At 72.5% G+C, this 15411-nt stretch carries 14 protein-coding genes; 4 read left to right on the top strand and 10 right to left on the bottom strand.

The genetic code is table 11. From position 1 onward, the window contains the following. Nucleotides 1-67: 67 nt before the first annotated feature. The 6 genes from AB0J24_RS28455 to AB0J24_RS28430 form a co-directional block, all read right to left on the bottom strand. Complete coding sequence (locus AB0J24_RS28455; RefSeq protein WP_358686933.1) at nt 68-724, bottom strand: hypothetical protein; 657 nt, start codon at nt 722-724, stop codon at nt 68-70. Beyond that, nucleotides 721-1266 carry a hypothetical protein gene (locus tag AB0J24_RS28450; RefSeq protein WP_358686932.1) on the bottom strand — a complete coding sequence of 182 codons (546 nt, stop codon included), beginning with the start codon at nt 1264-1266 and terminating at the stop codon, nt 721-723. The genes AB0J24_RS28455 and AB0J24_RS28450 overlap by 4 nt, the downstream gene beginning before the upstream one ends. A 99-nt stretch (nt 1267-1365) precedes the next feature. Beyond that, complete coding sequence (gene pdxT, locus AB0J24_RS28445; protein ID WP_358686931.1) at nt 1366-1980, bottom strand: pyridoxal 5'-phosphate synthase glutaminase subunit PdxT; 615 nt, start codon at nt 1978-1980, stop codon at nt 1366-1368. A gap of 75 nt (nt 1981-2055) precedes the next feature. Next, entirely contained in the window at nt 2056-3462 is a 1407-nt protein-coding gene (locus AB0J24_RS28440; RefSeq protein ID WP_358686930.1) for an NAD-dependent malic enzyme, read from the bottom strand. An 87-nt stretch (nt 3463-3549) separates the two neighbouring features. Continuing rightward, nucleotides 3550-4809, bottom strand: coding sequence for a DUF4032 domain-containing protein (locus AB0J24_RS28435; RefSeq protein WP_358686929.1), 1260 nt, complete (start codon nt 4807-4809; stop codon nt 3550-3552). Further along, complete coding sequence (locus AB0J24_RS28430; RefSeq protein WP_358686927.1) at nt 4809-5828, bottom strand: LacI family DNA-binding transcriptional regulator; 1020 nt, start codon at nt 5826-5828, stop codon at nt 4809-4811. Before AB0J24_RS28430 ends, AB0J24_RS28435 begins: the two co-directional genes overlap by 1 nt. Nucleotides 5829-6081: 253 nt before the next feature. Between AB0J24_RS28430 and AB0J24_RS28425 the strand changes: the two genes are divergently transcribed. From AB0J24_RS28425 to ugpC, 4 genes are read left to right on the top strand one after another with little or no spacing between them, the layout of a single operon-like run. Then, nucleotides 6082-7350: an extracellular solute-binding protein gene (locus AB0J24_RS28425; RefSeq protein WP_358686925.1), complete on the top strand. Its 1269-nt coding sequence runs from the start codon at nt 6082-6084 to the stop codon at nt 7348-7350. Beyond that, complete coding sequence (locus AB0J24_RS28420) at nt 7347-8312, top strand: sugar ABC transporter permease (protein ID WP_358686924.1); 966 nt, start codon at nt 7347-7349, stop codon at nt 8310-8312. Before AB0J24_RS28425 ends, AB0J24_RS28420 begins: the two co-directional genes overlap by 4 nt. Further along, the gene (locus AB0J24_RS28415) at nt 8312-9145 is read left to right on the top strand and encodes a carbohydrate ABC transporter permease (RefSeq protein WP_358686923.1); all 834 of its coding nucleotides are present in this window, start codon (nt 8312-8314) and stop codon (nt 9143-9145) included. The genes AB0J24_RS28420 and AB0J24_RS28415 overlap by 1 nt, the downstream gene beginning before the upstream one ends. A 35-nt stretch (nt 9146-9180) precedes the next feature. Beyond that, nucleotides 9181-10425 carry a sn-glycerol-3-phosphate ABC transporter ATP-binding protein UgpC gene (ugpC, locus tag AB0J24_RS28410; RefSeq protein WP_358686922.1) on the top strand — a complete coding sequence of 415 codons (1245 nt, stop codon included), beginning with the start codon at nt 9181-9183 and terminating at the stop codon, nt 10423-10425. A 19-nt stretch (nt 10426-10444) separates the two neighbouring features. On the opposite strand, the gene AB0J24_RS28405 is transcribed toward ugpC, so the two are convergent. The 4 genes from AB0J24_RS28405 to AB0J24_RS28390 form a co-directional block, all read right to left on the bottom strand. Then, complete coding sequence (locus AB0J24_RS28405) at nt 10445-11911, bottom strand: DUF2867 domain-containing protein (protein WP_358686921.1); 1467 nt, start codon at nt 11909-11911, stop codon at nt 10445-10447. Nucleotides 11912-12204: 293 nt separating this feature from the next. After that, complete coding sequence (locus AB0J24_RS28400; RefSeq protein WP_358686920.1) at nt 12205-13602, bottom strand: glycoside hydrolase family 16 protein; 1398 nt, start codon at nt 13600-13602, stop codon at nt 12205-12207. A 404-nt stretch (nt 13603-14006) separates the two neighbouring features. Beyond that, nucleotides 14007-14924, bottom strand: coding sequence for a pyridoxal 5'-phosphate synthase lyase subunit PdxS (pdxS, locus tag AB0J24_RS28395; protein WP_358686919.1), 918 nt, complete (start codon nt 14922-14924; stop codon nt 14007-14009). 16 nt (nt 14925-14940) lie between these two features. After that, nucleotides 14941-15411, bottom strand: a 471-nt coding sequence (locus tag AB0J24_RS28390; RefSeq protein WP_358686918.1) for a hypothetical protein, incomplete at its 5' end; no start/stop codon positions are given.

Here is a 15411-nt window from a genome sequence, read left to right as displayed (position 1 = left end):
TGGTCGCAGCGATCCTGCACAACGCCTCCAGCGTCGCCGTCGTCGGGAACAGCTCCCGGCTGATCCGCTACCGGCTCACCGGCTGAGGCACCGGCACACGTTCCGCCCGCTCGCGGATCCCGCGCAGCATCCGCCCGCTCATGAGCGCGCTCACCGGCACCACCAGCTCGATCATCAGCCGGGCCGCGAGGTCGCGCGGCCGGTAGCGCTCCCGCACCAGCAACCGGGTGCCGGCCACCCCGGCGGGGTCCGGCTCACCGGGCCGCAGCACGAAGGCCCAGGAGAACCGGAACGGCATGACATCGCGCTCACCCGGCCCCGGTGCGCCGAGCAGGACCAGATGCGCCGCGGGTTCCAGAGCCGCCACCCGCAACGCCACCTCCTGGGCCAGGTGCACCGGGTCACCGATCGCCAGGGTCTGCAGCTGCGGGTCGATCCGGTCGGCGCTGTGGATGCCGAGGCCGGCGAGATTCTCCAGCACGTCGTAGGAGTAGAACCCGCCGCGCCCCTGCCCCAGCTGCACCAGCCACGGCCACACCCGTTCCGGCGGGGCGGCCACCGACACCGCACGGGTGATCGACACCGTGGCGTCGGGCACCAGGACGTCCCCGGGCAGCGGGGCGCGTGCCTCGGCGCCGGTGCTCCCTCCGACGCGGGCGGCGCGCAGTGCCAGCGCGAACCCGAGCGCGGTTCCGGCCACCGCCAGTACGGTTCCCGTCCTCATCCACCGATCGTGCGCCCGGGCGGCACCGGGCCGGCAGGGGCGGTGGGCCCGGCACCCGGGGCCGTCCGGCCCGGACGGCCCCACCCGTCCCGGCCACTCCGGAAGAACTCGTTCGACGCCGGCCGGAACAGCAGGGCGAGCGCACCGAGCACCTCGGCGACGTGCAACGACCGCAGCCCGGCGGCGAGCAGCTCCGGCCCGGAGGCCGCGGCCAGGAACCCGGCGACGGTCGCACCCCCCAGCAGCGCCCGCAGCGGCTCGGCGACCAGCCACCACATCCCGACCACGCCGAACAGCCCGGCCACCGTCCACCGGACCGCCTCCCGGCCGGTGCACAGCTGGAGCACGAACACCGCGAGCACCAGGTGGACCGCGGCACCGGCGACGAGCTCAACCACGGTCGGGGCGGCCGGCCCGGCCAGCCGGACGAGTGACTCCACCACGCCGGACAGGATCGCGCCGAGCCACAGTGCCACGCTCACGGCGACGACGAGGGGCAGCGTCTGGTCGGCGGCGGGACGTCCGCCGGCGACCGTGCTCATCGCGGACCTCCGGGACGTGGTGGACCCACCACTCTCGTCCGCGGTGGCCCCCGCCCCCAGACGGTGCGCCCCCGGCCGCAGGTCGGGCCTGCACCAGTGTCAGGCGGCGTGCACCATGCGCACGAACAGCCCGTGCACCCGGCGGTCCCCGGTCAGCTCCGGGTGGAACGACGTCGCCAGCACCGGCCCCTGCCGCACCGCGACGGCCCGACCGGCCGCCTCCCCGGCCCCGGCCACCGGCGGGACCGTGGCGAGCACCTCGACCTCGCCGCCGGTCTTCTCCACCCACGGGGCGCGGATGAACACCGCGTGCACCGGGTCACCGGTCAGGCCGTCGAACTCCAGGTCGGTCTCGAACGAGTCCACCTGGCGGCCGAACGCGTTGCGTCGCACGACGACGTCGAGACCGCCGAGCTGGTGCTGGTCGGGGCGGCCGTCGAGGATCTCCTCGGCGAGCAGGATCATCCCGGCGCACGAGCCGTAGGCGGGCAGGCCGCCCCGGATCCGCTCGCGGAGGGGTTCGAGCAGGTCGAACGCGTCGAGCAGCTTCGACATGGTGGTCGACTCCCCGCCCGGCAGGACGATCCCGTCCACCGCGTCCAGCTCGGCGCTCCGGCGGACCGGCACGGCCCTCGCCCCGGCCGCGGTCAGCGCGGCCAGGTGCTCGCGGACATTGCCCTGCAGGGCGAGGACACCGACGGTCGGGGAGGACATGACGACCAGGATAACGCCGTCCGACCTGCGGGAACGTCGACGGCGACGGTGAGCCGGAGCACCCCGCCGACGCGGTCAGCCCGCCTCGGTCTCGCCCCGCTTCGACTGCTTGCCCGCGACCGAGCGCAGTGCCTCGGCGACGGCAGGCGCGACGCTCTGGTCGAACACGCTGGGCACGATGAACGACGGGTTCGGCTCGGACACCACGTCGGCGATCGCCGCCGCCGCGGCGAGCATCATCTCGTCGGTGATGTCACTGGCCTGCGCGTCGAGCAGGCCGCGGAACACGCCGGGGAACGCCAGCACGTTGTTGATCTGGTTCGGGTAGTCCGATCGCCCGGTCGCCACGACGGCGGCATGTTGCATCGCCACCGTCGGGTCGACCTCGGGGTCGGGGTTGGCGAGCGCGAAGACGATCGCGTCGGAGTTCATCGTCGCGAGCTCCTTCGCCCCGAACAGGTTCGGCGCGCTGACCCCGACGAACACGTCCGCCCCGACCAGGGCGTCGGCCAGGGTGCCGTGCTTGCCCTGCTTGTTCGTCTGCGCCGCGATCGAACGGAGGTTGTCGTCCATGTCGGGGCGGTCCGGGTGCACGATGCCGTCGACGTCGACGGCGACGACGTCCGCGGTCTCCTCGGAGCCGAGCAGCCGGATGATCGCCGAGCCCGCGGCACCGACCCCGCAGACCACGACCCGCACGTCGGAGAACTTCTTGCCGACCACCCGCAGCGCGTTGCGCAGCGCACCGAGCACGACCACCGCGGTGCCGTGCTGGTCGTCGTGGAAGACCGGGATGTCGAGCAGCTCGCGCAGCCGCGCCTCGATCTCGAAGCAGCGCGGCGCGGCGATGTCCTCCAGGTTGATGCCACCGTATCCGGGGGCGATCACCTGGACCGTGCGGATGATCTCCTCGGTGTCCTGGGTGTCGAGGCAGACCGGCCAGGCGTCGACACCGGCGAACTGCTTGAACAGCGCGGCCTTGCCCTCCATCACCGGCATCGCCGCCGCGGCGCCGATGTTGCCGAGCCCGAGCACGGCGGAACCGTCGGTGACCACGGCGACGGTGTTCCGCTTGATGGTGAGGCGGCGGGCGTCGTCCGGGTTGTCCGCGATCGCCATGGAGACGCGTGCGACCCCCGGGGTGTAGGCCCGGGAGAGGTCGTCACGGGTGCGCAGGTTGACCTTGGAGCGCACCTCGATCTTGCCGCCGAGGTGCAGCAGGAACGTGCGGTCGGAGACCTTGCGGACCGAGAAGTCGTCGAGCCGGTCGATCGCGGCCTGGATCTCCTCGACGTGCTCGGTGTTGCGTGCGTTCACCGAGATGTCGACGACCAGTGAATCGGCCCGGGCCTCGACGACGTCGAAGGCGGTGACGACGCCGCCGACCAGGCCGACCGCGGCGGCGAGGTCACCGGCGGACGTGGGGCGGGCAGGGGCGTCGACGCGAGCGGTGATGGCGTAACCGGGACCGGGAATGGACACGGGGCGGAACAGTACCGCCGGGAGGGTGGTTACCGGTCGGTCGGCGTCTGTGACGCCCGTCCGGCCCGGCCGGCCCCGGCACCGGGGTCACGGCTCGTCGTCGGTGATCCGCGGGATCTGGCCGGTCGGGGCGTCGGCGACGGCGGTCTTGGCCGCCGAGTCGGTCGGCGCGGACGCCCCGAGTTCGACCAGCGCGGCCTCGTTGCCGACGTCGTGCCCGGCCCGTTCGGACAGCAGCCAGCGGACCTCGAGCAGGTCGCAGTACGCCTGCACGTCCGACCCGGCACCGCCGAGGGCCTCGTGCGCGGCGCGCGTGCCGGGTACGAAACAGGTGTCCAGCCAGCTGCGCGCCGCGTCCCGGTCGGTGACCTCAGCGCCGGTGCGCCGGCACATCCACTCCTGGTGCGCACGCAGGTCACCGAGCAGCACCGTGGCCTGGCCCTCCCCCACGTCCAGCCCGGTGAGCCTGCGGAGCTGGTCGCTGTGGAAGTTCCGGTCACCGACCGCGATCTGCAACCGGGCCCGGTCCTCACCGACCGGTCGCAGCGAGACCTCGTCGACGGCGAACCCGAGCTCGTTCAGCTCCCGGATCGTGCCCTCGATCCGGTACCGGTCGCCGTAGGCGAACACGGGTGCGGCGTGCAGCACGTCCCAGAGCGCGCGGTAGCGGTCCGGGAGGGCGTTCGCCTCGTCGATCAGCTGCGGGATGATCTCCGGTGGGCGCTCCAGCCGGGTCGCCAGGTCGATCATCCCGGCCGCCACGTTCTCCACCAGGATCGTGAGGTCGTGCTCGCGCTGCCCGTCGGAGAGCTCCGGGTGGATCTCGCTGGTCTCGGCGTCGACCAGGTAGGCCTGCAGGGTCTGCCCGTCCCGCATGAACAGGGTGTTCGCCAGCGAGCAGTCACCCCAGAAGACGCCGTGCCGGTGCAGGTCGACCAGCAGCGAGATCATCCCGTCGAACAGCCTGGCCCGCTGCCTGGGCTGGTTCGGCGGCAACCGCATGATCAGCCGCCGGTACTGCCACGAGCCCTGCAGGTACCGGGTGACGAGCACGGCGGTGTCGTGCTCGGGTTGCAGCACGAGCCCGGCGGGCCGGACCGCGGGCAGGCACTCGTCCTCCAGGAAGCGCAGCACGCCGTACTCCCGCCGTGCGATCCGCTCGGGCATGTCCTTGAGCGCCCACAGCTCACCGTCGGCCTCCACGAAGCGGACCAGGTGCCTGCTCGGGCCGACGGCGATGTCGCGCAGCGGCACCTCGGTGGCCTGCCACTGCGCCAGTGGCAGCTCCCAGGGCAGCGCGAGCAGCCCGGGGCAGGGCGCCCGCAGGACCAGCTCCGGCAACGCCATCAGGACGCTCCCCGCCCGGGCGGGCGGCCGCTGGTGCCGCGGATGACGAGCCGGGTCGGCACCGTCACGAGCGGCTCCACCGGTTCGCCTGCCAGCCCGGCGAGCACCAGCCGCGCGGCCAGCTCACCCTGCTCGGCGGCAGGCTGGGCGACCGTCGACAGATCGGTGATCGCGGCGAGCGGATGGTCGTCGATGCCGATCACCGACACGTCCTCGGGGACCCGGTAGCCGGCCCGCCGCAGTGTCCGCAACGCACCGAGCGCGATCTCGTCGGAGTGCGCGTAGACCGCGGTCGGCGGGTCGGCCAGCCCGAGCAGCTCGCTCATCGCGCGTGCGCCGCACTCCGGGCTCCAGGTCACGGTGGCCGTCAGGTCGGGATCGGGCCGGATCCCGGCGTCGGCCAGCGCCGTCCGGTAGGCCCCGGACCGGCCCGCGGGCTGGGCGAGATCGAACTCCGGGTCGGCGGCGACGATCATGCCGATCCGGCGGTGCCCCAGGTGCAGCAGGTGGTCCATCGCCTGGCGCCCCGCGGCGTACTCGTCGATCGACACCGACGGGTGGGAACCGACCCGGGTGCCGGCGGCGACGATCCCGACGCCGATCCGGTCCAGTCGTTCGCGTTCACGCTCGTCGACCCCGAACCCGAGCAGTACGACGGCGTCCGCCCGGCGGCGCGCCGGCAGCTCGTCGAAGAAGGTCTGCCGGTCCACGGAGTCGCCGAGGCGGTAGAGCAGCAGGTCGAGGCCGGCGGCGCGGAGGGCGCCGGACAGTCCCTCCAGCGCGGCGCCGAACCACCAGCGGGCCAGGTGCGGGACCACCACCGCGACCCGTCCGGTGGTGCCGCGGGCCAGACCGGTCGCGTCCGGCGAGGCGACGTACTCGAGCTCGCGGGCTGCCCGCCAGACCCGCTCGCGGGTCGCTGCCGCGACGTGCGGATGGTGGCTCAGTGCACGCGACGCGGTGGCCGACGAGACTCCGGCCCGCCGGGCCACGTCCGCCAGGTTCACCGGTCCGGCCACGCGTCATGTATGGCCAATGCTGGAAGCGATTGCAACACGGCTCCCGGGCCGAATCGATTCCGAAGATCACCAATTGACCGGCGAGGACACACAGCGGTAACCGTTGGGCTGTGAAGCTTGACACTGTCGTGGTGAGCACCGAGAGTCTCTGACCGCAAACGCTTCCAGGACGGGTCGGACCCGACGCGCCCTGGCCACGCCGAGCACTGGGGGGTCGAGGTTGACCATGCGTCGCGCACGGTGGAGAAGAGGGTTGGCCGCCGGTGTGGCCGCCGCCGCCCTCGCCGGACTGGCCGGGTGCGGCGGTGCACCCGATGGCCCACCGGTGCTCAACTGGTACACCAACCCCGACGACGGCGGACAGGCCGAGATCGCCGCCGCGTGCACCGAGGCCTCCGGCGGCGCCTACCGGATCGCGACCTCGGTGCTGCCCCGCCAGGCCGGTGAGCAGCGCCAGCAGCTGGTCCGCCGGCTCGCCGCGAACGACCCGTCGATCGACATCATGAGCATCGACCCGCCCTACATCCCGGAGTTCGCCGAGGCCGGTTTCCTGGCCCCGGTCCCCGAGGACGTCGCCGCCCGCACCACCGAGGGCGTCGTGAACTCCGCGGTCGAGGGCGCCAGCTGGGACGGTGAGCTGGTCACCGTCCCGTTCTGGGCCAACACGCAGCTGCTCTGGTACCGCAAGGCCGACGTCGCGGCCGCCGGGCTGGACATGAGCTCGCCGGTCACCTGGGACCAGGTCATCGCGGCCGCCCAGCAGAGCGGCAAGCAGATCGCCGCGCAGGGCGCGCGCGCCGAGTCGATGACGGTCTGGCTGAACGCGCTGGTGGAGTCCGGCGGCGGGGAGATCATCACCGACCCGTCGCCGGAGGCACCGGAGGCGATCGGGCTCGGGCTGGACTCCCCGGCCGCGACGAAGGCCGCGGAGATCATGAAGGAGGTCGCCGGGGTCGCCGGGCCGGGCTTCTCCACCGCCGACGAGGACCAGAACTCCAACGCCTTCCAGGGTGACGCGGCGATGTTCCAGGTGAACTGGCCGTTCGTCTGGGGGAAGGTCAACAGCGCGGTCGAGGACGGGTCCGTCGAGCAGTCGGTCGCCGACGACTTCGGCTGGGCGCTCTACCCGCAGGTCGACCCGGACACGCCGTCGGCGCCGCCGTACGGCGGGATCAACCTCGGCGTGGGCGCGTTCAGCCCGAACGTCGACCTCGCCTACCAGGCGGCCGAGTGCATCGTCTCGGAGGAGAACCAGAAGCAGTACATGCTGACCAACGGGAACCCGGCCGCCAAGGAGGCGGTGTTCACCGATCCCGAGGTGCTGGAGCAGTTCCCGATGGCGCCGCTGATCGAGCAGTCGCTGCAGCAGGCCAAGCCCCGGCCGCAGACCGCGTACTACTCCGAGGTCTCCGAGTCGATCCAGCGCAACTACCACCCCTCGGCCGGTATCGACCCGGCCGGCGTCGGCCCGGCGACCGCCGAGCTGATCCGCGCGGTCTTGGCGAAGGAGCAGCTGCTGTGACCACGACGACGGAGCGGCCCGGGACCGGCGGCGCCGCTCCCGCACCACCGGAGGGCACCGGCACCAGCGACAAGGCCCGGTCCGAGCAGCGGCTCGGCTGGATGCTCGCCGGACCGGCGTTCGCGATCATGCTGCTGGTCACGGCGTACCCGATCGCCCAGGCCGTCTACTACTCGCTGTTCGACTACCGGCTGACCGACCCGGCCAACCGGTCGTTCGCCGGGCTGAACAACTACCTGGTGGTGCTGACCGACGAGATCTGGTGGATCTCGTTCGGCGTGACCGTGTTCATCACGGTGGTGACGGTCGCCGTCGAACTGGTGCTCGGTTTCGCCCTCGCGCTGGTGATGATGAACGCGCTCAAGGCGATCCGGCCGATCCTTCGGGCCGCGATCCTGATCCCGTACGCGGTCATCACGGTCGTCTCGGCGTTCGCCTGGCAGTACGCGTTCTCGCTCGACTCCGGCTTCGTGAACTCGTGGTTCTCCTGGCTGCCCGGCGTGACCGCGGACACCGACTGGTTCGGCGGCACCTGGTCGTCGCTGTTCGTGGTCTGCCTCGCCGAGATCTGGAAGACCACCCCGTTCATCTCGTTGCTGCTGCTCGCCGGCCTCGCCCAGGTGCCCGACGTGCTCCAGGAGGCCGCCCGGGTGGACGGCGCGACCTGGTGGCAGCGGATGTGGAAGGTGACCATCCCGAACATGAAGGCCGCCATCATGGTCGCCCTGCTGTTCCGGACGCTGGACGCCTTCCGCGTCTTCGACACCGTGTTCGTGATGACCGGCGGGGCGAACAACACCGAGACGGTGTCGTTCCTGGCCTACCGGCAGACCATCGACCGGCTGGAGATCGGGCTGGGCTCCGCGGTGTCGGTGCTGCTGTTCCTGTCCGTCGTGGTGATCTGCGTCGGGTTCATCAAGGGCTTCAAGGTCGACCTGTCCCAGGCCAGAGGGGAGAAGTGATGTCCACCCGCGAGAGGGTCCTGTGGATCGTCGCCGGCATCGCGATCGTGATCTACGCGCTGTTCCCGGTGGGCTGGATCGTGTCGCTGTCGCTGAAGTCCTCGGCGGACATCGCCAACGGCCAGTTCCTGCCGACCTCGGTGTCGTGGGAGAACTACACCCAGATCCTGGTCGGTGACGCCGCCGAGCTGTTCCTGCCGGCGCTGCGGAACTCCTTCGGGATCGTGCTGATAGCGACGTTCATCGCCTGCGTGCTGTCCATGTTCGCGGCCTACGCGATCGCCCGGCTAAACTTCCGGGGCAAGCGGCTGATCCTGTCCACCGCGCTCGCGGTGGCCATCTTCCCGGTCATCTCGATCGTCACGCCGCTCTACAACCTGTGGCGCCAGATCGGGCTCTACGACACCTGGCCCGGCCTGATCATCCCCTACCTGTCGCTGACGCTGCCCTTGTCGATCTGGACGATGTCGGCGTTCTTCCGGGAGATCCCGTGGGAGATGGAGCAGGCCGCGCAGGTCGACGGCGCCACCAGCTGGCAGGCGTTCCGCAAGGTGATCGTGCCGCTGGCCACGCCCGGCGTGTTCACCACGGCGATCCTGGCGTTCTTCATCGCCTGGAACGACTTCGCCTACGGCATCTCGCTCACCTCGACGGGCGCGGCGCGACCGGTGCCGGCGGCGCTGGGGCTGTTCTCCGGGGCGTCGCAGTTCGAGTCGCCGAACGGGCCGATCGCCGCGGCCGCGGTGATCGTCACGATCCCGGTCGTCGTGCTCGTGCTGATCTTCCAACGGCGGATCGTCGCCGGCCTCACCAACGGCGCCGTCAAGGGCTGACCTGTACTTCTGCGAGAGAAGGGACCCGATCGGACATGGCGTCGATCGAGATGCGCAACATCGTCAAGAAGTACGGCGACGGATACCCGGCGGTCAACGACGTGAGCATGGACATCGCCGACGGCGAGTTCATGATCCTCGTCGGCCCGTCCGGCTGCGGGAAGTCGACCCTGCTGCGGATGATCGTCGGGCTGGAGGACATCACCTCCGGTGACATGATCATCGGCGGCACCCGGGTCAACGACAAGGCCCCCCGGGACCGGAACCTGTCGATGGTGTTCCAGAACTACGCGCTGTACCCGCACCTGTCGGTGTTCGAGAACATCGCCTTCCCGCTGCGCCTGGCCAAGGCACCCGAGGACGAGGTGCAGAAGAAGGTCACCGAGGCGGCAGCCGTCCTGGAGCTCAACGAGCACCTGCAGCGCAAGCCCGCCAACCTCTCCGGCGGGCAGCGGCAACGGGTCGCGATGGGCCGGGCGATCGTCCGCGACGCCGACGCCTTCCTGTTCGACGAGCCGCTGTCCAACCTCGACGCCAAGCTGCGCGGGCAGATGCGCACCGAGATCGCGCGGCTGCAGCGCCGGCTGGGGATCACCACGGTGTACGTGACGCACGACCAGACCGAGGCGATGACCCTCGGCGACCGGGTCTGCGTGCTGCGCAAGGGCGTCATCCAGCAGGTCGCCTCACCGCGCGAGCTCTACGAGCAGCCGGTCAACCTGTTCGTCGCCGGGTTCATCGGTTCACCGCCGATGAACTTCCTGCCCGCCACCGTCACCGACGACGGGCTGAAGACCCCGTTCGGCACGATCGGGCTGGATCCGGCGCGGGCCGATCAGGTCAAGGGCCGCGAGCTGGTCCTGGTCGGTATCCGGCCGGAGTACTTTGAGGACGCCTCCCTCGTCGACGAGGCGAAGAAGCCGCTCGGCTCCACCTTCACCGCGCGGGTCGACGTCACCGAATGGCTGGGGGACTCGCAGTTCGCCTACATCCCGTACGAGGCACCGGCCGAGGTGGATGCCAAGCTCAAGGAGCTGTCCCGCGAGCTCGACTCGGACCAGCTGCGGACGCAGGCGATCGTGTCCATCGACTCGACCAGCCGGATCCGGGAGGGGCGCGACGCCGAGTTCTGGCTGGACGCCCGCAAGATCCACGTCTTCGACCCGGAGTCCGGCGACAACCTCACCCGCGACCCCGAGGCCGGCGCCGAACTGACCCGGATCGCCGCCGAGGACCGCGCCGAGCAGGTCGCGCACGCCCGGGAGGCCGCCCGGGCCTGAACCCGGTGGTGGCGCGCCGTCACCGCCGGATCGGACTGCGCAGCTGCCGCTGATAGCGGGTGTGGGCGACACCGGTGAGGGTCCGGGCCATCACTGCGAACACGAAACGCTGGCCCGGGTACACGGCCAGCCACGCCAGCCGGCCGGCCAGCCCGCGCGGGCGGAACCGGACGGTCTGCTCGTAGCGGCTGGTCAGCCGGCCGGTGGCGCGGACCCGCAGCTCAAGCCGCGCCACCCCGGGCAGCGGTGCCGCGGCGCGCAGCACCAGCCGCTCCCCCGGCTCCACGGATTCGATCACCCAGCGGTCCAGCGGCTCCCCGGCGAGCAGCCGCGGTGGACCGTCCGGGTGCCGGCGGGGCAGCTGACCACCGGCCAGGACGTCGAGGAAGCCGGTCAGCGTCGACACCCCCGGCACGGTGTACCAGCCGTGTTCACCGCCGAGCGTCTCGATCACCGCCCAGACCGCCTGCGCCGGGGCGTCCACGTCGTACCCATCGGTGCTGGTCCACTCGGCGGGGCCGGAACCGGGCGGGTCGGCCGGGCCCGGCCCGGCGGCGCCGACGCCGTCCAGGGCCCGGCGGACGGCCGTGCGGTACGGCGTGGGTCCCCCCGGGAGGCTGCCGATCAGCTCGTCGAGGGCAGCCAGGTCGGCCGGGTCGCAGACCAGCTCGTGGCGCATCGACTCGACGAGCGGCTGGGCCAGCGCCCGGTCGACCGGGGTCAGCGCGGCGACCGCGCGCGCGGTGAGCCGGGGCGCCGACAGCGGGACCGGCAGCGGCAGTGGTCGGCGCAGACCGGCCTCGGCGGCGTACTCGCTCATCAGCGACCGGTAGGTGAGGACGTCCGGGCCGCCGATGTCGAACGCGCGGTCCACCTCGTCCGGCAGCCGCAGGCAGCCGTCGATCGTGTGCAGGACGTCGTCGACGGCGATCGGCTGGATCCGGTTCCACAGCCGGTCCGGCAGCGGAAGCACCAGCGGCCCGCCCATCGCGACCTCGGTGAGGTGCCGGATCATCTCGAAGCTCGCCGAACCCGTCCCGACGATGATCCCGGCCCGGAGCACGACGGCCGGGACGCTCCCGGCGAGCAGGATGTCCCCGACCTCCCGCCGCGAGCTCAGGTGCCCGGAGACGCGCCCGGTGTCCTCGTCGGGCTGCAACCCGCCCAGGTAGACGATCCGGCGGACGCCGGCCGACGCGGCGGCGTCGGCCAGGACGTGCGCGGCCTCGCGGTCCCGCTCGGCGTAGCCCGGACCGTCCATGGCGTGCACGAGATGGACGACCGCGTCGGTCCCTCCGCAGGCGCGCCGGACGGCCCCGGTGTCCCGGACGTCACCGGGGACCACCTCGACCTCGTCGGCCCAGGGGTGCACCAGCACCCGGTCGGGGCTCCTGGCGAGGACCCGGACCCGGTCGCCCGCGGCGAGCAGGCGCCCGACGAGGCGCGATCCGATGTAACCGGTGGCACCGACGACGAGGACGTGCATGGCGACGATCCTCGCCGTCGCGGACGAACGGCGCGCGCCGGGGTGCCCGACGGGACCACCGGGTCACGGGACGCCGACCGTCCGCAACGCCGCCGTCGTGCCCGCGGCCAGCACCACGACCAGGACGAACGGCACCCTTAGCCACACCGCGAGTGCCGCCACCGCGACCCCGGCGGTCCGTGCCCGTCCGGCTGGACCCGGGGGACTACGCGACCTTCCCCGGCGACCGGCCGCACTGCTACCGCGCGCTCGGTCCCGGTGCGACCGCCGTGCTGATCATGGAGTCCCGTTCATCACCCGGTGCTCGGCGCACGGGTCACCGCACCGGGCACCGGATCCGGTCCGCCCTCGGCGAGCCGCTCCGGCAGGCGCTCGGCGACACCGCCCGGATCCTCGCCGCTGCGGTCCTCACCCGTGGTCCCGGGATCCGGCAGGGAGTACTGGCGGACCCAGTCGACCTCCATCGTCGACGGTTGCACCGGGCCGTCGCCGTCGGGGAACCAGTCGAGCTGGATGCAGAGGTGCATCGGTCCGGGCGGCAGGATCGAGGTGTCGTCGGTGCGCCACCACTCCTTGCCGTTGACGTAGGCGACGACGCCGTCCGGTGTCCACTCCACGGCCCAGTTGTTCCACTGCGTGCCGTCGATCTCGACCTCGCCCTGGACCTGGCTGTTGTCCTCGCCGTAGTGCAGGAACAGTTCGGTCGTCTGGCGGGTGTGGTCGGTCATCTCCATGAAGTCGATCTCGCCACCGACCGGGAAGTCCTCCGCGGTCGGCCAGAGCAGCAGCAACGCGTTGTAGGTCGGGTCCGACTCGGGCGCGCGCACCCGGCCCTCCCAGCGGCCGTACTTCTGGCTGTTGCCGGTCCACGCCATGCCGGCCGTCGTACCGTCGGCGTCCCCGTCGATCGTGAGAATGCCGTTCTCGACCGAGGCTGCGTCCGGGGATCGCGTGCCCTCGCCCGCGTGGCCGGGACCGTCGTAGAGGTTCCAGCCGGTGAGCTCGCCGTCGAACTCGTCGACGTGGTCGGGCTCACCCCAGCCGTGCGCGGCCGCTGCGCTGGTCGCCGCACCTGCGTAAGCCTCCGCGGGCGCGGCCGGGTCGGGTGACGACGCGTCGGCCGGGTCCGTCGGGTCGACCGGGTCGGCCGGTTCCGTCGGGTCAGCCGGGTCGGCCGGGTCGGCCGGGTCGGCCGCGTCGACCGGGTCAGTCGGTTCCGTCGGGTCGACCGGGTCAGCCGCGTCGGCCGGGTCAGTCGGTTCCGTCCGGTCGACCGGGTCCGTCGGGTCGACCGGGTCAGCCGCGTCCGCCGGGTCCGTCGGGTCAACCGGGTCGGCCGCGTCGGCCGGGTCGGCCGGGTCGGTGGCGGGCCCGCAGTCGGCCGGGCCGTCGATGGCGTGGCCCGTCGGGCCGGCGGTCGTCCGGTCGTCACCCGAGCCCCGGTCGTCCCCCGCGCCCCGGTCACCGGTGGGCTTCCCCGTCCCGCCGGCATCCGGCCCACCCGGCCGGCCCGGGTCCGCTGCGGGACCGATCGAGCCGGTGTGCCCGTCCGGTCCAGCATCCGGGGCGGAACAGTCCACCGCCGCGACGCCCGTGCCCGGGAGCACGGTCCCGGTGTCCGCGAACGCTGCAGCCGGGAGGCTGATCAGCAGAGCCGCGGCAATCGCCGCGACTCGCACAGAGCGTCCCATCAGGCTCCTCCGCCCCATCGACCTCGTGATCCACGGAGGACGCTAAACGCCACAGAGTCATCACACGCACCTCTGTCACCGTATCGAGTAGGCAACCCTGCGACCGAGTGACCACGGATCGCGCACCTTCCCGCCCACTGCCCGCGCTTCGTCACCCCACCGGGCCACACCCGTCGGTGCGACGCCCGCGTCCCGCACTCCCGCGGCGATCCGGGGCCGGGCGCTGATCGGGGACCCCACGCACTTCACACCCACGGGATACGGCCCGGCGCGCGACCGGCGGTCCGCGCGGCGCGACGCGTCGTGGCCCGGCGGCTCCTGGCACCGGATGACGGGCCCGGACATGCGCGGAGCCCCGCCCGGTGGTCCGGGCGGGGCTCCGTGGAACGAACGGGGTGCGGTCGTTACCAGCCGCGGGTGGCGTAGCGCTGGTCCTCCGGGATGTCCGGAATGTTGATCCCGACCATCGCCTCGCCCAGCCCGCGGGAGACCTTGGCGATCATGTCCGGGTCGTCGTGGAAGGTCGTGGCCTTCACGATCGCCGACGCGCGCTGCGCCGGGTCACCGGACTTGAAGATGCCGGAGCCGACGAACACGCCCTCGGCGCCCAGCTGCATCATCATCGCCGCGTCCGCCGGGGTGGCGATGCCGCCCGCGGTGAACAGCACCACCGGCAGCTTGCCGGTCCGGGCGACCTCGGCGACCAGCTCGACCGGCGCCCGCAGCTCCTTGGCCGCGATGTACAGCTCGGCCGCGTCGAGCGACGCCAGCCGGCCGATCTCGGCCCGGATCGAACGCATGTGCCGGGTGGCCTCGACGACGTTGCCGGTGCCGGCCTCACCCTTGGAGCGGATCATCGCCGCACCCTCGGAAATGCGGCGCAGCGCCTCGCCGAGGTTCGTCGCGCCGCAGACGAAAGGCACCGTGAAGGCCCACTTGTCGATGTGGTGCGCCTCGTCGGCCGGTGTGAGCACCTCGGACTCGTCGATGTAGTCGACGCCGAGCGACTGGATGACCTGCGCCTCGACGAAGTGCCCGATCCGGGCCTTGGCCATCACCGGGATGGAGACCGCCTCGACGATGCCGGCGATCATGTCCGGGTCGGACATGCGGGCGACCCCGCCGTTCGCGCGGATGTCGGCCGGAACGCGCTCGAGCGCCATCACGGCCACCGCTCCGGCGTCCTCGGCGATCTTCGCCTGGTCGGGGGTGACCACGTCCATGATCACACCGCCCTTGAGCATCTCGGCCATGCCGCGCTTGACCCGCGCGGTGCCGTGCTGCGGACCGGCGTTGTCCGGGGTGTTGTCAGCTGCGGACACAGGTGATCGGAGCTCCTCACATGACGGTGCGGTGTCCGGTCGATCCTACGTCAGTGCGGCCGCGGGATCCCGAGGGTTCCGGATCCACGATCTCGAAGTACACCGGTTCCGGTGCGGTGCCGTGCAGGCGGAGCCCGCGGACGAGTCGGCGCGAACGGAGCACCCGGGTGTCCCGGACGGCGTCGTTGTGCACCCGACGGGCCAGGACGACGAGTTGCTGGGCGTCGTCGAGCTCCGCGGCGAGCCGCGGGTCCGGAACGGCTCCGCCGAGCGCGGCGAGCTCCCTGGTCAGCGCGTTCTCCGCCATCTCCCGGGACTCCCTGGCCCCGGCCGGGTCCCGGCCGTCGGCGGCCGGTGCGGACCCGGCCGCGGCGGCCCGTGCGGCGGCCGGCGCCGGGGCGGGGCCGCGGCGAAGGGGCCGCCCGGCGCGCACCAGACCCCCGAGAAACCCGGCACGACCCCCCCCGCCGCACCCCGCCCCCGCCCC

Origin of the sequence: Pseudonocardia sp. NPDC049635 (assembly GCF_040659795.1) — a bacterium.
GTDB lineage: Bacteria > Actinomycetota > Actinomycetes > Mycobacteriales > Pseudonocardiaceae > Pseudonocardia.
This window is presented reverse-complemented; position numbering and strand designations above follow the sequence as displayed.